The organism is Metabacillus rhizolycopersici, from assembly GCF_020075705.1.
The window spans coordinates 88,130-107,230 of record NZ_JAIQUM010000003.1 but is presented as its reverse complement, the minus strand read 5'-3'; the positions used below and the strand labels follow the sequence as shown (position 1 = coordinate 107,230).

General features: G+C 38.3%; 20 protein-coding genes. 17 read left to right on the top strand and 3 right to left on the bottom strand.

Annotated features, from left to right (window positions below):
- The first annotated feature begins 369 nt into the window (after positions 1–369).
- From K9V48_RS02425 to spoIID, 13 genes are all read left to right on the top strand, one after another.
- Positions 370–738: an ATP synthase subunit I gene (locus tag K9V48_RS02425; protein ID WP_224136598.1), complete on the top strand. Its 369-nt coding sequence runs from the start codon at positions 370–372 to the stop codon at positions 736–738.
- Between the two features lie 21 nt (positions 739–759).
- Complete coding sequence (atpB, locus tag K9V48_RS02420) at positions 760–1,470, top strand: F0F1 ATP synthase subunit A (RefSeq protein WP_224136596.1); 711 nt, start codon at positions 760–762, stop codon at positions 1,468–1,470.
- Between the two features lie 76 nt (positions 1,471–1,546).
- Complete coding sequence (gene atpE, locus K9V48_RS02415; protein WP_111616041.1) at positions 1,547–1,759, top strand: F0F1 ATP synthase subunit C; 213 nt, start codon at positions 1,547–1,549, stop codon at positions 1,757–1,759.
- Positions 1,760–2,020: 261 nt separating this feature from the next.
- A complete protein-coding gene (atpF, locus tag K9V48_RS02410; protein ID WP_224136594.1) occupies positions 2,021–2,539 on the top strand; it encodes a F0F1 ATP synthase subunit B in 519 nt (172 codons plus the stop codon).
- Complete coding sequence (locus tag K9V48_RS02405; RefSeq protein ID WP_224136592.1) at positions 2,536–3,081, top strand: F0F1 ATP synthase subunit delta; 546 nt, start codon at positions 2,536–2,538, stop codon at positions 3,079–3,081. The genes atpF and K9V48_RS02405 overlap by 4 nt, the downstream gene beginning before the upstream one ends.
- A gap of 15 nt (positions 3,082–3,096) precedes the next feature.
- A complete protein-coding gene (gene atpA, locus K9V48_RS02400; RefSeq protein ID WP_224136590.1) occupies positions 3,097–4,605 on the top strand; it encodes a F0F1 ATP synthase subunit alpha in 1,509 nt (502 codons plus the stop codon).
- An 84-nt stretch (positions 4,606–4,689) separates the two neighbouring features.
- Complete coding sequence (atpG, locus tag K9V48_RS02395) at positions 4,690–5,547, top strand: ATP synthase F1 subunit gamma (protein ID WP_224136588.1); 858 nt, start codon at positions 4,690–4,692, stop codon at positions 5,545–5,547.
- Between the two features lie 198 nt (positions 5,548–5,745).
- Positions 5,746–7,164, top strand: a complete 1,419-nt coding sequence (atpD, locus tag K9V48_RS02390) for a F0F1 ATP synthase subunit beta (RefSeq protein WP_224136586.1) — start codon at positions 5,746–5,748, stop codon at positions 7,162–7,164.
- 25 nt (positions 7,165–7,189) lie between these two features.
- Complete coding sequence (locus K9V48_RS02385; RefSeq protein ID WP_224136584.1) at positions 7,190–7,585, top strand: F0F1 ATP synthase subunit epsilon; 396 nt, start codon at positions 7,190–7,192, stop codon at positions 7,583–7,585.
- Between the two features lie 562 nt (positions 7,586–8,147).
- Positions 8,148–8,378 carry a DUF1146 family protein gene (locus tag K9V48_RS02380; RefSeq protein ID WP_111616048.1) on the top strand — a complete coding sequence of 77 codons (231 nt, stop codon included), beginning with the start codon at positions 8,148–8,150 and terminating at the stop codon, positions 8,376–8,378.
- Between the two features lie 286 nt (positions 8,379–8,664).
- Positions 8,665–9,393, top strand: a complete 729-nt coding sequence (locus tag K9V48_RS02375) for a YwmB family TATA-box binding protein (RefSeq protein ID WP_224136582.1) — start codon at positions 8,665–8,667, stop codon at positions 9,391–9,393.
- Positions 9,394–9,425: 32 nt separating this feature from the next.
- Positions 9,426–10,730 carry a UDP-N-acetylglucosamine 1-carboxyvinyltransferase gene (murA, locus tag K9V48_RS02370; protein ID WP_224136581.1) on the top strand — a complete coding sequence of 435 codons (1,305 nt, stop codon included), beginning with the start codon at positions 9,426–9,428 and terminating at the stop codon, positions 10,728–10,730.
- An 816-nt stretch (positions 10,731–11,546) separates the two neighbouring features.
- Entirely contained in the window at positions 11,547–12,557 is a 1,011-nt protein-coding gene (spoIID, locus tag K9V48_RS02365; RefSeq protein WP_438803859.1) for a stage II sporulation protein D, read from the top strand.
- A gap of 201 nt (positions 12,558–12,758) precedes the next feature.
- Here the strand turns inward: spoIID and K9V48_RS02360 are convergent, their stop codons facing one another.
- Positions 12,759–13,178: a VanZ family protein gene (locus K9V48_RS02360; RefSeq protein WP_224136571.1), complete on the bottom strand. Its 420-nt coding sequence runs from the start codon at positions 13,176–13,178 to the stop codon at positions 12,759–12,761.
- 101 nt (positions 13,179–13,279) lie between these two features.
- Here K9V48_RS02360 and spoIIQ point away from each other — a divergent pair, with 101 nt between their 5' ends.
- The 3 genes from spoIIQ (at position 13,280) to K9V48_RS02345 (ending at position 16,414) form a co-directional block, all read left to right on the top strand.
- On the top strand, positions 13,280–14,224 hold the full coding sequence (gene spoIIQ, locus K9V48_RS02355) for a stage II sporulation protein SpoIIQ (RefSeq protein ID WP_224136569.1): 945 nt from the start codon (positions 13,280–13,282) through the stop codon (positions 14,222–14,224).
- A gap of 770 nt (positions 14,225–14,994) precedes the next feature.
- Complete coding sequence (spoIIID, locus tag K9V48_RS02350) at positions 14,995–15,270, top strand: sporulation transcriptional regulator SpoIIID (RefSeq protein ID WP_111616055.1); 276 nt, start codon at positions 14,995–14,997, stop codon at positions 15,268–15,270.
- Between the two features lie 142 nt (positions 15,271–15,412).
- Positions 15,413–16,414, top strand: coding sequence for a rod shape-determining protein (locus K9V48_RS02345; RefSeq protein ID WP_224136567.1), 1,002 nt, complete (start codon positions 15,413–15,415; stop codon positions 16,412–16,414).
- Between the two features lie 89 nt (positions 16,415–16,503).
- Here K9V48_RS02345 and ytzI read toward each other — a convergent pair whose 3' ends face one another.
- Both ytzI and K9V48_RS02335 read right to left on the bottom strand, forming a co-directional pair.
- Positions 16,504–16,662 (bottom strand): YtzI protein, encoded by a 159-nt coding sequence (ytzI, locus tag K9V48_RS02340; protein WP_224136565.1) that lies wholly within the window; start codon positions 16,660–16,662, stop codon positions 16,504–16,506.
- 52 nt (positions 16,663–16,714) lie between these two features.
- The gene (locus K9V48_RS02335; RefSeq protein ID WP_224136563.1) at positions 16,715–17,164 is read right to left on the bottom strand and encodes a DNA mismatch repair protein; all 450 of its coding nucleotides are present in this window, start codon (positions 17,162–17,164) and stop codon (positions 16,715–16,717) included.
- A 152-nt stretch (positions 17,165–17,316) separates the two neighbouring features.
- On the opposite strand from K9V48_RS02335, the gene K9V48_RS02330 reads away from it, so the two are divergent.
- Positions 17,317–19,077, top strand: coding sequence for a SulP family inorganic anion transporter (locus K9V48_RS02330; RefSeq protein ID WP_224136561.1), 1,761 nt, complete (start codon positions 17,317–17,319; stop codon positions 19,075–19,077).
- Positions 19,078–19,101 lie beyond the last annotated feature (24 nt).

Sequence of the window (19,101 nt, the reverse complement as noted above, 5' to 3'; positions counted from 1 at the left end):
GCAATAAAATCAAGGCTGTAAGCGATTAAATGTGAACGAATTGTGATGAATCCTGTAGAAATAGGGAGATTGTGAACGATTTAACTTAAAACGGATTGACATCACTTTATGGCTATTGTATGCTAATATAGGTTCTAATGGTAAGGTTTACATTTTTAGACAACATCCGTGCTTTTTAACCCCCTATGACAAGCATAATCACATAGCACGTCAATGTCATGTTTACGATGCATGGAAGATGTCATTCGCTTCATTTTATGGCTCACTAAACGATTATTTTGATTACAAGCCTTTTGTTTGGACTAGCTAGTTGGATATATGCCTTGCTTAAGTTAGTTCACCACTATTTTTCGGGAGATTATACATTTCATGACTGATATGCAACAAATGTTTCAAAGGTATCGAAAGTACATATTCTATCTACTTGCTATATATGTAATAGGTTGGGGTTTCACTGAATATCAGTCTATATTCCTAGGCTTAATACTTGGAACTTGTATAACTCTATATAATCTATGGATTTTAGTTAGAAAGCACAATCAATTTGATCGTGCCCTCCGGGAAAATAGAAAACCCGGGTCGCTAGGAACGACATCGCGAATGGCGGCTGCTGGTGTTGCAATCTTTTTTGCCTTGAGGTATCCAGAGTATTTTAATTTAATTAGTATCATTATTGGATTAATGACGATGTATATCGTTATTATGATAGATTATGTAATTGAACATTCTCGCGCTTAGCTAGGAAGAGAGGTGAATCTAATGGGTCACGAAGCTCCAGTGGTACCGTTTTTGGGTCTTAATTTTAATTTATCAAATGTATTAATGATTACGATCGCTAGTTTAATCGTATTCTTAATCGCAGTTTTAGCTGCACGAACATTGGCAATGAAGCCAACAGGAATGCAGAACTTTTTTGAGTGGATTATCGATTTTGTAAGAAATATTATCGGCAGTACAATGGATTGGCAAACAGGTGGCCGCTTTTTAGTATTAGGAATTACGTTGTTAATGTATATTTTCGTTTCTAATATGTTGGGTCTTCCATTTGCAATCGTTTTTGGGCATGAATTATGGTGGAAATCACCAACAGCAGATCCTGCTATCACATTAACATTGGCCGTTTTAGTAATTGCATTAACACATTACTATGGCATTAAGATGAAGGGTCTTTCTGAATATGGCAAGGATTTCTTTAAACCGATGTCATTCATGTTTCCACTTAAGATTATCGAAGAATTTGCAAACACATTAACGCTAGGTCTTCGTCTGTACGGAAATATCTTTGCAGGTGAAATTTTATTAGGCTTGCTTGCGGGTCTTGGATCAAGTGGTGTTTTTGGTGCTCTAGGCGCAGCAATTCCAATGTTAGCATGGCAAGGGTTTAGTGTCTTTGTTGGTGCAATCCAAGCATTCATTTTTACAATGTTAACAATGGTCTATATGGCACACAAAGTGAGTCGAGACCATTAATTAATAAATGTTCAAGCATTATGAACTAAAACAAATGTAATATTATTTTTCATACATTCAAAGGAGGAAATTAACAATGGGTTTATTAGCAGCTGCAATTGCAATTGGTTTAGCGGCACTAGGTGCTGGTATTGGTAATGGTCTTATCGTATCTCGTACAGTAGAGGGAATTGCACGTCAACCAGAGGCGCAATCAAAATTACAAACAACTATGTTCATCGGGGTTGCATTAGTAGAGGCGATTCCAATCATCGCGGTAGTTATCGCATTCATCGTTATGGGACAATAATTCGATAAAGTAAATGGATTAATATGGCGAAGATCATTCAAAGCGAACCTTCGCCTTTCCTTTATCACTTTGACAATGAATAGTCATCATTCAGTAGAGAAGGAATTTAGTAAAGAATAAGTTAAACGAGCCGTAAGCAACCATAAAGGATTACACAAGCTGACGGACGTTTAGTTTAATCTCTCACGATAAAACAATCAACTATTATTAAAAAAATATCATAACCCATCATGGAACTCTTGAAGGGAGTGAAGCCGAGCTATGTTAACATATGATCTTGCATTAGGTGCAGGTGTAGGCCTAAACACAGGTGATATCCTTTATCAACTTGTTATATTCTTAGTTCTACTTGCGCTATTGAAGAAATTTGCGTTGGGACCAATCATGAACATGATGAAGCAACGTGAAGAACATATTGCAAATGAAATTACAAGTTCTGAAGAAAGAAATAAAGAAGCTCTAAAACTAATCGAAGAGCAACGTGAGCTTTTAAAGCAAGCACGTCTTGAAGCTCAAAGTTTAGTTGAGAATGCGAAAAAGCTTGGTGAGCAACAAAAAGAAGAAATTATCCAAGCTGCTCGTGAAGAATCAGGTCGTTTGAAAGATGGAGCTTTAAAAGAAATCGAACAAGAAAAAGAACAGGCTGTTGCAGCATTACGCGCGCAAGTTGCTTCTTTATCTGTTTTAATTGCTTCTAAAGTCATCGAAAAAGAGTTGAATGAGCAAGCACAAGAAAAACTGATTAACGACTACATAAATGAGGTAGGCGAAGGTCGATGAGTAATGAAATCGTTGCGAAACGTTATGCAGCAGCTCTTTTTCAACTTGCAAAGGAACAAAACAAACTTGACCTAATTGAAAGTGAATTACTCGTTGTAAAAGAAGTATTTGCAGCGAATAAAGAAGTACTGGATGTGCTTAATCATCCTAAAGTAGCGAAAGATAAGAAAAAGGAAATGATTAAAAAATCATTTGCTAGCCTTTCACAACAAGTCGTCAATACTTTATTGCTTTTAGTTGATCGCAATCGCATTGATATTGTTGAAGAAATGGTTACTTACTTTGTTCAGAGTGCGAACGAACTGCATGGTACTGCAGATGCAACGGTATACACTGTTCGTCCTTTAAATGAAGAGGAGCTTTCAAGTATTTCAGCCTCTTTCGCGAAAAAGGTTGGAAAAAAATCACTTCGTTTAAAGAATATCGTTGATAAAACGTTGATAGGTGGCGTTAAGCTGCGTATAGGGAATCGTATTTATGATGGCAGTGTTAGCGGTAAGCTTGAACGTATAGAGCGACAATTAGTCGCAAATAGATTGTAGATAGGGGTGAATCTCATGAGCATCAAAGCTGAGGAAATTAGCGCTCTTCTAAAGACGCAAATTGAAAACTATCAGTCTGAAATTAAAGTTAGCGATGTTGGTACTGTTATCCAAGTTGGGGATGGTATCGCTCGTGCTCATGGCCTCGACAATGTCATGGCTGGAGAGCTTTTAGAATTCTCAAACGGCGTTATGGGTATGGCTCAGAACCTAGAGGAAAATAACGTTGGTATTATTATTTTAGGACCTTTCACAGATATCCGTGAAGGTGACGAAGTTCGTCGTACAGGACGCATCATGGAGGTTCCTGTAGGTGAAGCATTAATCGGACGTGTTGTAAACTCATTAGGACAACCTGTTGATGGACTTGGTCCGATTGAAACGACAAAAACAAGACCAATTGAAAGTCCAGCACCAGGTGTTATGGATCGTAAATCTGTTCATGAACCACTACAAACAGGTATTAAAGCGATCGATGCACTTGTGCCAATTGGACGTGGACAACGTGAGTTAATCATCGGTGACCGTCAAACTGGTAAAACATCTGTAGCAATCGATGCGATTTTGAATCAAAAAGACCAAGATATGGTTTGTATCTATGTTGCAATCGGTCAAAAAGAATCAACAGTACGTGGTGTTGTTGAAACATTACGTAAGCATGGTGCTCTAGATTACACAATCGTTGTAACAGCTTCTGCATCATCACCAGCTCCAATGCTATACTTAGCTCCTTATACTGGGGTAACAATGGGTGAGGAGTTCATGTATAACGGCAAGCACGTTCTTGTTGTTTATGATGACCTTACAAAGCAAGCTTCGGCATACCGTGAGCTTTCATTATTACTTCGTCGTCCTCCAGGTCGTGAAGCATACCCTGGTGACGTTTTCTACTTGCATTCTCGCTTACTAGAGCGTGCAGCAAAATTAAGTGATGCAAAAGGTGCAGGTTCATTAACTGCATTACCATTCATTGAGACGCAAGCAGGTGACGTTTCGGCTTATATTCCGACAAACGTAATCTCTATTACTGATGGACAAATCTTCCTTCAGTCTGACCTCTTCTTCTCTGGCGTACGTCCAGCGATTAACGCAGGTCTATCTGTATCTCGTGTTGGTGGTTCAGCACAAATTAAAGCGATGAAGAAGGTTGCTGGTACGCTTCGTCTAGACCTAGCTTCTTATCGTGAACTAGAATCATTTGCTCAATTCGGTTCAGACCTTGATAAAGCAACTCAAGCGAAATTAAATCGTGGTGCTCGTACTGTTGAAGTACTTAAACAAGGACTTAACAAACCGTTAAAGGTTGAAAAGCAAGTTATGATTCTTTATGCATTAACAAAAGGATTATTAGATGATATCCCTGTAGCAGATATCACTCGTTTTGAAGATGAATTCCATGTATATATCGAACAAAACAGCAAAGCACTTCTTGAAGAAATCCGTACAACTGGCGGTCTTCCGAAAGATGAAGACATGAAAGCTGCAATAGAGGCATTTAAAAAGACGTTTGCTGTTTCTGAATAATAAATAAGTGTGCAAAGGTGAAGGTTCATGAGGGCTTTCACTAAGCATGTTTAAGTAGAGAATAATCGAAGGTGGTGAGAACCTTTGGCATCATTACGTGACATAAAAACCAGAATTAATTCGACAAAAAAGACGAGTCAAATTACAAAAGCAATGGAAATGGTATCAGCTTCTAAGAAAAACCGTGCGGAAGCAAGTGCAAAGGCATTTGTTCCTTACATGGATAAAATCGAAGAGGTTGTTGCTAGTATTGCAAATGGTAGTTCTGATGCAAATCATCCAATGCTAGAAAGCAGACCTGTAAAACGTACTGCGTATTTAGTTATTACATCAGATCGTGGTTTAGCAGGAGCCTTTAACAGTAATGTTATTCGCGCCGCTTTCCAAGCCATTCAAAAGCGACATAAATCGAATGATGAATTTGTTATCATTGCAATCGGTAGAATGGGTCGTGATTTCTTCAAAAAGCGTGAGATGAATGTGATTTCAGAAATTATTGGTATGGGTGATGAAGTATCCTTCTCAACGATTAAGGATATTGCAAGTAATGCTGTAAACATGTTTACAGATGAAGCGTTTGATGAATTATACATGTACTATAATCATTACGTAAGTGCAATACAGCAAGAGGTTACTGAGAAGAAGCTTCTTCCGTTGACTGGTATTTCTTCAAATAAGAAATTAACTTCATATGAATTCGAACCAAACCAAGAAGAAATTTTAAAGGTATTGCTACCGCAATATGCTGAAAGTCTCATCTATGGAGCATTACTTGATAGTAAAGCTTCTGAGCATTCAGCTCGTATGCAAGCAATGAAGAATGCAACAGACAATGCAAAAGAGTTAATTAATGGACTTACATTAACATATAACCGTGCACGTCAAGCTGCAATCACACAAGAAATTACAGAAATCGTTGGCGGTGCTGCGGCATTAGAATAGGTTAATTCTATTCAAAAATAGCGAACTAAGTATCCGTTTTTACTTAGTTTTGATGTCTAGTTACAGCGCCTAGCCCCTCGGGGTCATCAGCCACGAGTGAATGGAAGGCAAAGAGCGCTTTCTATTTTATTTATCCGCGTCTTATGGCTTTTAGGGCTAAGCAAGGCGCTTACGCATTTCGAGATAGGAGGGAAAATGATGAATAAAGGACGCATTACTCAAATTATGGGTCCGGTTGTTGACGTAAAGTTCGAAAGCGGTCAACTACCAGACATTTATAATGCCCTTACAATTAAAACCGATGCTAGTGAAAATGAAGTCGGTATTGAATTAACTTTAGAAGTTGCCTTACATTTAGGTGATGATACAGTACGTACAGTTGCAATGTCTTCTACTGATGGTCTTGTTCGTGGAACAGAAGTAACGGATACAGGTGCTCCAATCTCAGTACCTGTTGGTGATGTTACACTAGGTCGTGTATTCAACGTATTAGGAAATAACATTGACTTAGATGCACCAATTCCTGCAGAAGTTCGTCGTGATCCAATCCATAGACAAGCTCCTAAATTTGATCAACTTTCAACAGAGGTTGAGATTTTAGAAACAGGAATTAAAGTAGTAGACTTACTTGCACCATATATTAAAGGTGGTAAAATCGGTCTATTCGGTGGTGCCGGTGTAGGTAAAACGGTATTAATCCAAGAGTTAATCAACAACATCGCACAAGAGCACGGCGGTATTTCTGTATTCGCAGGTGTTGGTGAGCGTACTCGTGAAGGAAATGACCTTTACTGGGAAATGACTGACTCTGGCGTTATTAAGAAAACAGCAATGGTATTCGGACAAATGAATGAGCCACCTGGTGCGCGTATGCGTGTTGCTTTAACAGGTCTTACAATGGCTGAATATTTCCGTGATGATCAAGGACAAGACGTTCTTTTCTTCATGGATAACATCTTCCGTTTCACACAAGCAGGTTCAGAGGTTTCTGCCCTACTTGGACGTATGCCATCTGCCGTTGGTTACCAACCGACATTAGCGACAGAAATGGGTCAATTACAAGAGCGTATCACATCTACTAACGTAGGTTCTGTTACATCAATCCAAGCAATTTACGTTCCTGCCGATGACTATACGGATCCGGCTCCAGCAACGACATTTGCTCACTTAGATGCAACAACGAACCTTGAGCGTAAATTATCTGAAATGGGTATTTATCCTGCGGTAGATCCTCTTGCTTCAACTTCACGTGCATTATCACCTGAAATCGTTGGAGAAGAGCATTACAATGTAGCTCGTAAAGTACAACAAACGTTACAACGTTATAGAGAGCTTCAAGATATTATTGCAATCTTAGGTATGGATGAGCTGAACGATGAAGACAAGCTTGTAGTTGGTCGTGCTCGTCGTATTCAATTCTTCTTATCTCAAAACTTCCACGTTGCAGAGCAATTTACTGGCCAAGCTGGTTCATATGTTCCTGTTAAAGAAACAGTACGTGGCTTCACTGAGATTCTTGAAGGTAAGTACGATCATCTTCCAGAGGATGCGTTCCGCTTAGTTGGACGTATTGAAGAAGTAATTGAAAGTGCGAAAAAAATGGGTGTAGAAGTCTAAATTAGGGACCTAGGAGGGTATGAGTATGAAGACAGTATTAGTTAATGTCGTTACTCCCGATGGCCCAGTTTACGATGCAGACGTAGAAATGGTAAGTGTAAAGGCTCAAAGTGGTGAGCTTGGGATTTTACCTGGCCATATTCCGATGGTTGCTCCATTGGAAATTGGAGTAGTTCGTCTAAAGCAAGGGAGCAGCACTGGACTCGTTGCAGTTAGTGGCGGCTTTATCGAAGTTCGACCTGACAAGGTGACGATTTTAGCTCAAGCAGCTGAAACAGGAGCGTCTATTGATGTCGCTCGTGCAGAAGCCGCTAAAAAACGTGCGGAAGAGCGTCTAAATCAAAAAACAGATGAAATCGATTTTAAACGTGCTGAATTAGCACTTCAACGTGCCATCAACCGTTTAAATGTAACGAAATAGTGAAAAAAGGATGGTACTAGAGTTTCAGTGCTCTTTAACCATCCTTTTTCTAATGAAATACACGAGATTACATTGTGTACCAAAAAACCTCACAACAAACCTACTTTAATCGTAGCAACTATCATAGATCGTCTGATCGCCTACATCCCTGAATGAACTAGCAAGCTAATGAGAAATGTTGAAATCAAAAGACGAATACCAAACTATACGAAGGTTAGGGACACAAAGTTGTCACATTTTTTCTTGAATCAAGACATTAGAGGAGGAAGTTTACGCTTTATAATTTCCAATATATAGGTACGACTACTCGGTTATGCAGCATAAATTCGACATGAACGAATGTGAAATAGAACCTAATTTGTATGAAATTTTTATAAAAACAAAAAAATTATCATGTAAACCTATTTTATTTATATAATGTTCAAGGGTAGATTTTCTGACTAATAAGATATCTAATTTTTAATGATTTTAGGTAAAATTGTGCTTGTATTTTTGAGAGAATATTGTATGATTTAAGTTGCTTTGTGTGTAGTAAGATACGCAAAATGGAGGGATGAACTTAATGCCCGAGTACGGCCAAATTGCTTTAATAAGTATGATTGTAAACCTTGCCTTTATGTTTGTAACATGGTGGGCTTTACAAGCATTAAACATCGAGAAATGGATGAAAGCGGGCAAGGTTATACAAGCGAAAATACTTTTAATTTTATTGACAATTGCAATCGGTTCGATTGTAAGTAATTTTTTCCTTGATTATTTGTTATGGTCACAGCAATTGCCCTTGTTATTCTAATGCGAATAAACCAAACGTTAAGTCTTTTCATCTCATTTATAACAGGCGATATGATTGCCACCTCAGGCGTTTCGGTGTGTAAACGATTTGTCATGCTCTTATAAGTGCAGCTAGCCATCAGTGAGTGCTTTAAGAAAAACCTCACTGATTGAAGACCTGATAATAGGTATTTTGAACAGAATTTGTACGTGATATAAAAATGAATTGTCTATTAATGACGACTATTTCCACGTATGCATCCTTCCGATCCGGTAACAATGTTACTAAGGAGAGGAAGTGAACGAATATGAGAAAGAAAGAAATAGTAACTGTAGCGTTAGCCATTTTTATTTTATGTTCTGTCATTGCTACTCACATTGGAGCAGAAGGTAATGAGTCCAAGATTGCACGTATCGCTGAAGGTATGGAGAAACAAAACGTACAAATTGATGAGTGGTCCTTATATTCTAAAAAGAATTTCGAAAAAAAATCTGTCAGTGAAGTGAAACAAATGACAGATCAATATCGTCAATATAATTGGACATACGAAGAAGATAAGCATGTATTTAAAGCGATAGGTGTCTTTGAAAACAAAGCAAAAAATGTAACTGAAAATCTACAAATTCTAACAACCCTCACAAATGATTATACTGGGTCGTATATACTTTATGAGGTTGTCGGTAATGGTTTACAAGTCAATTGGAGCAATATAACTGATTATTTTAGCCAACAAACTTTCGACATTTTCCAAGAAGATGCAACAATTTACGCTTGTGTGGTTGGATCTGTTGATGATATGATGAAGAGTAGTTTGATGGAAATGTCAAAGAATCTAGTTACTGAATTTAAAGCGAATCCGATTGAACAACTTTTGGAGCAAGATTTTCTTTCCGTATCAGCAAGAACTCCTGTGTGGGAAGATGCTATACCAACAGCAAACGGTGAAATGAATATTCAAATTGCAATGAGGACAGACGGAATGGGCGATAAAACAACGGTTGTTATAGGAACACCAATCATTACGTCTGAATATTAATATAGAGAAATTGGGACGCGGAGGGGAAAAATTTGGAAAAAATCATCGTCCGCGGCGGTCGTAAGTTAAACGGCACTGTAAAGGTAGAGGGAGCAAAAAATGCCGTATTACCAGTGATTGCTGCATCTTTATTAGCAAGTAAAGAAAAAAGTATAATTAGTGATGTACCTACGCTCTCCGATGTGTATACAATTAATGAAGTTCTGCGCCATTTAGGTGCGGATGTCCATTTTGAAAATAATCAAGTGATTGTAGATGCATCTAAAGAGCTATCAACTGAAGCACCATTTGAATATGTAAGAAAAATGCGTGCCTCTGTCTTAGTTATGGGCGCACTTTTAGCACGTAATGGTAGAGCACGTGTTGCACTACCGGGTGGCTGTGCAATTGGATCTCGTCCGATTGATCAACACTTAAAAGGTTTTGAAGCGATGGGTGCTTCAATTAAAGTAGGAAATGGTTTTATCGATGCAGAAGTAAAGGGTAGACTAAAGGGTGCGAAAGTGTACCTTGATTTCCCAAGCGTTGGTGCAACAGAAAACATTATTATGGCTGCCTCTCTTGCAGAAGGAACATCTATTCTTGAAAACTGTGCGAAAGAGCCCGAAATTGTAGATTTAGCGAATTACATTAATGCAATGGGTGGTAAAATTCGCGGTGCAGGTACAGGTACAATTCGTATTGAAGGTGTTGAATCCTTAAAAGGAGCAGAACATACCATCATTCCTGACCGTATCGAAGCAGGAACGTTTATGGTTGCAGCTGCCATTACTGAAGGGAACGTTCTCGTTCAAGGTGCTGTGCCAGAACACTTAACATCTCTTATAGCAAAAATGGAAGAGATGGGAGTTAAAATCATCGAAGAAAAAGATGGTCTACGTGTTATTGGACCTAAAAAGCTAAAACCTATCGACATCAAAACAATGCCACATCCAGGATTTCCAACAGATATGCAATCGCAAATGATGGCATTACTATTGCAAGCGGATGGCACAAGTGTGATTACGGAAACAGTTTTCGAAAATCGCTTTATGCATGTAGAAGAATTCCGTCGCATGAATGGAGATATTAAAATTGAAGGACGTTCAGTGATCATCAATGGACCAGTTGAATTACAAGGTGCGGAGGTTGCAGCAACCGATCTACGAGCAGGTGCTGCTCTTATCCTTGCAGGTTTATGCGCAGATGGCTATACACGTGTAACAGAGCTTAAGCATCTAGACCGTGGCTACGTAGGCTTCCACAATAAACTTGCGGGAATCGGCGCAGATGTTCAACGGGTAAAAGAAGAAATCACAGCAAAACCGAAACAACAAGCGGCAGTATCAGATCTATAAACCTTCATAAGAGAAGCAGAAGTCATCGTCAGCGAAGACCTGCTTCTTTTTTTCGTACTATCAGAAATTTATAAGTTTTGGTTTGGAGAATTGTCCAGCGCAAGCGTCCGTCCCCGAAGCACAGGACGTGCAAGTGCAGTCAAGGCGATTAACGTCGCGTTCTTGACTGTGGGTCATAAGCCACTCAAGAATTGAAGGCAAAGAACACCTTCTATTCCTGAGAGTCTCATTTGCCCGAGGCTAATCAAGGCGCTTTCGCTTTTGTTCTTTAAAAAACGATAAAATAGAGATAGAACCCTCTCCATATGTAAAAGAATGACTTTACTAGAATAGCCATATTGGAAGGGCTTTATACATAGTAATGTAAGAAATCTTATTTCATGCTTCTTTTTTAAAAAAAGATAAGAAAGTATAAATTTTTTGACTTAGTTTTCGTGTCCAGCGTAAGCGTCCGTCCCCGAAGCACAGGACGTGCAAGTGCAGTCAAGGCGATTAACGTCGCGTTCTTGACTGCCTCTTGGGTCTAAGCCTGAGGCTGAACAAGGCGCTTGCGCTTTTCTTTTTAAAAAATCTTTTTACGGAACCAGATTTTCTCTAAATAATCGTAACATCAGCCCCGAAAGGAAATCGCATATCCCTCTATTAACCAAGAGATCACGAATCTAAATTCAACGCATCTAAAAGCCAATTAAGTTCATGTAAAGGAACTTCAAGTCAAGATGATTTTCAGTCATAAATGCTTGTCCATACCCATAAGATGAACTATGGATATTTCATTCAACCTGAATCTAAATGGAGGACTTACACATGAACCGAATTAAACCAGCGCTCATTGCATTTGGAGCATTGTTTTTCATTATTCTACTCATTCCAACCTTGTTAGTTGCCCCTTTTATGGATCAATCCAAAGGAAAATTAAGTGAAGAGCTTTCTGAAGCTAAAAAAGATGCACCCGTTTTAGGGGAATCACCCCTCGATGTCCCCGTATATAGAAGCCAATCAAAGGAAATTGAGAACATTGCGTTAGAGGAGTATGTAATTGGTGTAGTCGCCTCAGAAATGCCAGCAGACTTTGAGACAGAGGCACTGAAGGCGCAGGCGTTAGCTGCAAGAACATATATCACGAAGCAACTGATGAATGAACAAGCACTAAGCGCACCAAAAGGATCTGTCGTAACAGATACACAAATGCACCAGGTCTATAAAAGCGATAAAGAATTACAGGAAATATGGGGGAAAGATTATAACTGGAAATTAAAAAAAATTACAGAGGCAGTTGCCGCCACACAAGGAAAGATTCTTACATATGACAGTCAACCAATTGAGGCCTTATTCTTTTCAACAAGTAATGGGTATACGGAAAACTCTGAAGACTATTGGCAAGAACCGATACCCTATTTAAAAAGTGTGGAAAGCATATGGGATGAAAAATCGCCGAAATTTTATGATAAAGAAGTGATTCCGCTTCAGGAATTTGAAAAAAAATTAGGAGTCACCATAAAGAACAGTGGGTCTGTTGGTAAAATTACGGGGCTCACACCAGGAAAGCGTGTTGCAACAGTTGAGGTTGGTGGGAAAAAGTTTTCAGGAAAAGCGATAAGAGAAAAGCTCGGGTTAAAATCATCTGATTTCACTTGGGAGTTAAAGGGTGATTCAGTCGTAATCGAAACGAAAGGCTTTGGACACGGAGTCGGTATGAGTCAATATGGTGCGAATTTCATGGCAGCAGACGGAAAGGTCTATACAGATATTGTTTCCTATTATTATAAAGGGGCCGAAATTTCTGATGCAGATCCATTTTTAACTAAATATACAGCAAACAAATAAAAGGGGCAGCGTTTGCTCCTTTTATTTGTTTGCCTATATTTAGGGATAAGAAAGTATAAGCTTTTTGACTTAGTTTTCGTGTCCAGCGTAAGCGTCCTAGCCCCTCTTGGGTCTAAGCCGCTTTTGAATTGAAGGCAAAGAACACCTTCTATTCAAAAGCGTCTTATTTGCCCGAGGCTGAACAAGGCGCTTGCGCTTTTCTTAGTGGAAATATCTCCGCTTTGCAATGAGATAAGAAACAACTACCCCAATTGTATCCTTTATAAAATCAATGAGTGTTGCTGAACGAGCAGGGACAAAGGATTGATGGATTTCATCCGTTAGTCCGTAAAGGATAGCCACAATCGCTGCAAATAAGCTTGCTCGCTCACTCCATTTGTTATGTGCCATAAAAGCAAACACAATCAGCCAATAGAGAATCGCAAATTCAATTAAGTGTAAAGATTCCTTCATCAGATCATCAAAGGAAAAAGGTGTCTCTATAAGCGCATCAGCTGGATTGCTTGATAAAATCCAAATAAGCACCATGTAAAGAAAGGGAAGAATCGTGATCAATAGCTTTTTCATGCAAAAAATCTCCTTTATGCGATAACTTTCTAAAAAAATGATGAAGCAATACATATTATTATAAACAACGTGCATACTAAATTTAAAAAAATTTTTTTAGAACGTGTATATATTTTGTTGAATCTGTTCAGAATGATTTCTGAGGTGATGATAGAATGAGAGAGGAAGAAAAGAAACGTACTTCTCCAAATACAAAATTTCAAGCATTTTTTAGAAAGCGTTGGGTATTTCCGGCAATCTACCTAATGAGTGCAGCAGTTATCCTTACAGCAGTTTTATGGTATCAAAACATTAGTAATAATGTAGCAGAGAATTTAAACGCTCCTGAACAAGGAGAAAACGCAATAAATGATCAAGAAGCGGTGGAAGTAAATGCAACAAAAGAAAACTTTACAATCCCTGCTCTAGATCCAGATTCTGTAAACGTTGTGAAAAAGTTTTATGATCCAAACGCGTCAACTGAAGAGCAAGAAGCAGCACTAGTATTCTACAACAATTCGTATCGAATGAACAAAGGTATCGATATTGCTAGAGAGGATCAAAAAGAGTTTGATGTTGTAGCATCACTAAGTGGTACAGTAACAAAAGCAAAGAATGATCCAATTTTAGGCTATGTCGTTGAAATTGATCATGACAACGATCTTGTGACAGTCTACCAATCATTAGCAGATGTAAATGTTCAAGCTGGCGATAAAGTCGAGCAAAATGAGTTAATCGGTACAGCTGGTAAAAACCTTTTTAACGAAGAAGATGGCATTCACGTCCACTTTGAAATTCGTCAAAATGGTACAGCTGTAAATCCCCTTACTTATATGGATAAGCCGGTAACATCCATCGAAGAGGCTGCTAAAGAAGATGAAATGAGAAAAGAAGCTCCAAAGCAAGAAATTGAGGCGCCAAAAGAAGAAACTGAGGCACCAAAAGAGGAAACTGAGGCTCCAAAGAAAGACGTTGAAGCACCAAAAGAAGACGCTAAGCCAGATGAAGAATCAAAAGAAGATTCTCCAAAATCAGATAAAGACGGTAAAACTGAAAAGGGAGATTCTGAAGGCAGCGAGCAATCTGACAAGCCTGAGGCTTCAAATAGTATAAATTCGTAAGGATAAATCCAATACGAGGCTGAACTCAAAAGTGATGAGATCAGCCTCGATTTTTTATGTCCTGAAAAAGCGTGGGTAACGTCCATAGTTTTATACTAGGAATGTCTTAAAACGCTTCCTTGCTAGGTTTCTAGGCTTCTCTTGGTACCTAGTAGGATAATCCGTAGTGTAAATCCGTGAAAGTGGTAGAAATCCAGACGAATGGCGGAAAAAAGTCCAGTAATGAAGGAAAACCAAAGTGTAGCGTTGATAAACTGCCAGCAATGGAGGATAAATCCACAACAGTGGTGGAAATTCAGATAGATAGAGGGGGAAAATGGAAAATTCCATCCCCCAATCCTCGACAAATTTCTCGGGAAATAATCGAAAGCAACGGAAGAAATGCACACATCATAAAAGAAACAATCTCATCCTCTGTTCAAATTATTTTCACAAACAGCACGAATATAATTTTTCACTAGAAATAGGCTGTTACCCCCTACAAATCAAGCTTTCTAGAACAATAAATAAAGATAAATTTTAGTGATTTTCAAAAAAAAATCGAAGAAACCCTTGTCCCTCTTGACTTTTCGTGCATATTCCTTTACCCAAGCTAATAAAATGTTACAAACCTATCAAAGAGAGTGTATGAGGTGAGGGATCGTGAGCGTATATTCTAATCATTGTAAAAGAGACATCATACGATCAACTAAGAGAAAGTCAGCAAAAATGTCTTGGAATGCGGGTCTCATTTCACACTTCTCACATCCATATTAGGGAGGTCGAGTGGTGTGCACGATTACATCAAAGAACGCACAATCAAGATTGGGAAGTATATCGTGGAGACAAAGAAAACCGTTCGTGTAATTGCGAAAGAATTTGGCGTTTCCAAAAGTACCGTCCATAAAGATTTAACGGAGAGGCTACCTGAAATTAATCCTGATCTTGCGAATGAAGTAAAGGAGATACTTGATTACCATAAATCAATTAGACATTTACGTGGTGGAGAAGCGACAAAGCTCAAATACAAGAAGGATGAATTGCTAGAAGAGCAACCAGTAAAATAAATATCTATTTAATTCTCCAAATTTCGACAAATTCCCACAAAAATATTTTACAAAATCATACTATTTTTTGGATTTTGTGATACAATGTTTAATTAGGTTAGTAATTCTGGGAATGAAGATTTGCAAGGAGGATTTAAATAGAATGTTTGCGAGGGATATTGGTATCGACCTAGGTACGGCAAATGTACTGATACATGTTAAGGGAAAAGGCATTGTGTTAAATGAGCCTTCTGTTGTTGCGCTAAATAAAAATACAGGAAAGGTTCTTGCCGTTGGAGAAGAAGCTAGACGTATGGTAGGACGTACACCTGGGAATATTGTTGCAATGCGTCCATTAAAGGATGGCGTAATTGCAGACTTTGAAGTAACAGAAGCGATGTTAAAGCACTTTATTAATAAGCTAAATGTAAAAGGATTACTCTCGAAGCCACGCATGCTTATTTGCTGTCCAACAAATATTACATCTGTTGAGCAAAAGGCTATCAGAGAAGCTGCTGAAAAAAGCGGTGGTAAAAATGTGTACCTTGAGGAAGAGCCGAAAGTAGCAGCGATTGGTGCTGGCATGGACATCTTCCAACCTTATGGAAATATGGTAGTTGATATTGGCGGTGGAACAACAGATGTCGCTGTTTTATCAATGGGCGATATTGTCACCGCCTCTTCACTTAAAATGGCAGGGGACAAGTTTGACCTTGAAATTTTAAATTACATTAAACGTGAGTATAAGCTTTTAATCGGTGAACGTACATCTGAAGATATCAAAATTAATGTTGCAACGGTATTCCCAGGCGCACGTTATGAAGAAATAGATATACGTGGACGTGACATGGTGACTGGTCTACCTCGCACAATTACAGTGAACTCAAAAGAAGTAGAATCAGCACTTCGTGAACCAGTTGCTGCAATCGTACAAGCCGCTAAAAGTGTGTTAGAACGCACCCCTCCAGAGCTTTCTGCAGACATTATTGATCGTGGCGTTATCCTAACTGGCGGCGGAGCCCTTTTGAACGGATTAGACCAGCTTTTAGCAGAAGAACTAAAGGTACCTGTCTTAATTGCTGAAGCACCAATGGATTGTGTTGCAATTGGAACAGGAATTATGTTAGACAATATGGACCGTCTTCCACGCAAAAAATTCGTTTGATTTTATAGAATATAGATGTAAAACAAAGATTAAGTAAAGTCCTGTATTGATATGCAGGATTTTTTTGTCGTTTAGAATCTTGTCCTAATCTACTTTTGTTCAGTGTCCTTTTTTTGTCTATCTTTTGCAGCTGTATGATCAATTGGATCGATCGTATGTTTATAATTGTAGGCTTTTGATGTCGTTTTTACGCTTAGCAATAAAATAAGTAAGACAATTACTATGCTTGTGATTAAGATAATCGTCATCGCTCTTGTTCCCCCTCTAATTCAATATTATCCATTATACAATGGATAAACATTAGCTGTTTCTCTTACGCTCAAAATCAAGACTCAGCTTTCTGTCTAATTTTTCTATATTCCCTCCTTCTTTTACAAATGATTTCAATTTTTCAGCTATCAATTTCCCAACTTGACTATCTAGCTGTTCCAAATTAAGTAATGATTTTAGTTTTATAGTATCTGGGCTGTTATCTTTCCGAAAGCCCTGTCCCGGAACCTGGTCCCATAAATTTTCCCACTCGTCCAACAATCCAATTTCATGTAAAAAGAATTTTTGTAAACCGCATAACCATGCAGTACAGCTTGTATTTCTGTTTTGGCATCCTATACCGTCCTTTAAAAATTGACACCCTATGCAGCAGGAATTCCCACTTTCTATACAAACCTTACAAATATGATGGGACCCAACTGATTGAAGTACCTTCAATCCATGCTGGATAATATCTTCTTTCCTTATTTCTATACTCAACTTACTCGCTCCATCCGTCATTTATTATTGCCCCTAAGAAATTAACTACTTTTCTTTTGACATTATTAAGGAAAGATTATACATTTATATTATAGTATATTCAAATAATCAGATATTCTTATATTACAAAATATAACGAAGAAGGGTTGATTATGCAACGGTACTGGTTGTTTTCTGGGAGATTTAGTGGGTATTCCTTACAAAGCTTTCAAAAGGATCTATTGTCTGGTGTAGTTGTTGGTGTTATTGCTATTCCTCTCGGGATGGCGTTTGCAATTGCTTCTGGAGTCAAGCCGGAGTATGGCATTTATACTACTATCATTGCTGGCTTTTTAATTTCGTTGTTCGGTGGATCGAAGTATCAAATTGGTGGACCTACAGGAGCATTTATTCCCATTTTATTTGGAATTGTCATGACATATGGGTATGAAAACTTATTAATTGCCGGTTTTTTTGCAGGTATTATACTATTTTTAATGGGAGTCTTTCGACTTGGCTCATTGATTAAATTTATTCCAAGACCAGTAACGATAGGCTTTACATCTGGAATAGCGGTTATTATCTTTGTCGGTCAGATTGCAAATTTTTTAGGCCTTACAGGGGTAGAAAAACATGAAACCTTTTATCGTAATATGAAAGAAATTATCATGCATATTCATACGATTAATCTTTATAGTGTTTTAACAGCTGGAATATGCCTTGGTACTGTTTTATTCATGCCAAAATTTTTTCCGAAGATTCCTAGCCCTCTAATAGGGTTAGTTCTTTCGACAGTGGTAGCCAGCCTATTTTATCCTCAGCAAATTGCTACAATAGGCTCAACATTTGGTGAGATTTCAAGTGCTTTACCTCAATTTAAGGTCCTAGAAATGACATTTGAACACATCCAAACCTTAATTGGGCCAGCTTTTGTGATTGCGGCACTTGGGGGGATTGAATCGTTATTATCGGCAGTGGTTGCTGATGGTATGACAAATACTAAGCATAATAGTAATCGCGAACTGCTGGGGCAAGGTATTGCCAATATGATTACGCCTTTATTTGGTGGAATTCCCGCTACAGGAGCGATAGCTAGAACAGCTACCAATATCAAAAACGGGGCGGTCTCTCCACTTTCTGGGATGATACACGGAATTGTTGTTTTGGTCATATTAGTCTTATTTTCCCCTTATGCTTCAAGTATTCCATTAGCGAGTATGGCTCCTATCCTCATGGTAGTTGCTTGGAATATGAGTGAAAGACATGTGTTTTATCATGTGTTAAAAACGAAAACAGAAGATTCATTTGTTTTAGTTGTCACGTTTTTATTAACGGTTTTTGTTAACCTTACGATTGCTGTTGAAGTAGGACTTTTATTAGCCGTAGTGTTATTTACAAAACGAATGAGTGATATGATAGTAACAGCAAAGGCACTACCTAATCCCGACAATAAACATGAAAAGGTAGAGTCTCAGATGGTAAGAGATGATCATGACTGTCCTCAAATTAGTATTTATAATGTAGAAGGTCCTTTATTTTTTGGGGCTGCCGGGGAGTTTGAGCAGTCAATCATGAATAGGCTCAACTACAAACCAAGGGTTTTACTTTTAAGATTGGCGAAGGTTCCTTTTATGGATACAACTGGCGAAGCTTATTTATCAAGGATCGTAAAGGATTTTTCAAAGTATGGGGTTGTGATGATATCTGGTATTAGGCCGCAGCCAAAAAGTATGTTAAAAAAGACCGGTTTATATGGTTATATAGGAAAAGAGCATTTTTTTGAACATACTGGAGATGCAATCAATTTTGCCCTTCAACATCTAAAAAGGGATAAGTGCCTCGGCTGTAAGCATTTTGCCTTTAGGGAATGTACAGTCCTTTCAGGTGCACATGAGAATGTGAAAGAAAAAGAGAGAATAGTCACGACATCTTAATTGTATCTAGAGAGAGAGGGAATA

Bases quoted from the DNA above. Each gene is read 5' to 3' on its own strand.
- atpF (WP_224136594.1), top strand. From the start codon at position 2,021: ATGTTAACATATGATCTTGCATTAGGTGCAGGTGTAGGCCTAAACACA.
- K9V48_RS02425 (WP_224136598.1), top strand. From the start codon at position 370: ATGACTGATATGCAACAAATGTTTCAAAGGTATCGAAAGTACATATTC.
- K9V48_RS02405 (WP_224136592.1), top strand. From the start codon at position 2,536: ATGAGTAATGAAATCGTTGCGAAACGTTATGCAGCAGCTCTTTTTCAA.
- atpB (WP_224136596.1), top strand. From the start codon at position 760: ATGGGTCACGAAGCTCCAGTGGTACCGTTTTTGGGTCTTAATTTTAAT.
- atpE (WP_111616041.1), top strand. From the start codon at position 1,547: ATGGGTTTATTAGCAGCTGCAATTGCAATTGGTTTAGCGGCACTAGGT.
- atpA (WP_224136590.1), top strand. From the start codon at position 3,097: ATGAGCATCAAAGCTGAGGAAATTAGCGCTCTTCTAAAGACGCAAATT.
- spoIIQ (WP_224136569.1), top strand. From the start codon at position 13,280: ATGAGAGAGGAAGAAAAGAAACGTACTTCTCCAAATACAAAATTTCAA.
- K9V48_RS02375 (WP_224136582.1), top strand. From the start codon at position 8,665: ATGAGAAAGAAAGAAATAGTAACTGTAGCGTTAGCCATTTTTATTTTA.
- K9V48_RS02345 (WP_224136567.1), top strand. From the start codon at position 15,413: ATGTTTGCGAGGGATATTGGTATCGACCTAGGTACGGCAAATGTACTG.
- K9V48_RS02385 (WP_224136584.1), top strand. From the start codon at position 7,190: ATGAAGACAGTATTAGTTAATGTCGTTACTCCCGATGGCCCAGTTTAC.
- atpD (WP_224136586.1), top strand. From the start codon at position 5,746: ATGAATAAAGGACGCATTACTCAAATTATGGGTCCGGTTGTTGACGTA.
- K9V48_RS02330 (WP_224136561.1), top strand. From the start codon at position 17,317: ATGCAACGGTACTGGTTGTTTTCTGGGAGATTTAGTGGGTATTCCTTA.
- K9V48_RS02380 (WP_111616048.1), top strand. From the start codon at position 8,148: ATGCCCGAGTACGGCCAAATTGCTTTAATAAGTATGATTGTAAACCTT.
- ytzI (WP_224136565.1), bottom strand. From the start codon at position 16,662: ATGACGATTATCTTAATCACAAGCATAGTAATTGTCTTACTTATTTTA.
- K9V48_RS02360 (WP_224136571.1), bottom strand. From the start codon at position 13,178: ATGTATTGCTTCATCATTTTTTTAGAAAGTTATCGCATAAAGGAGATT.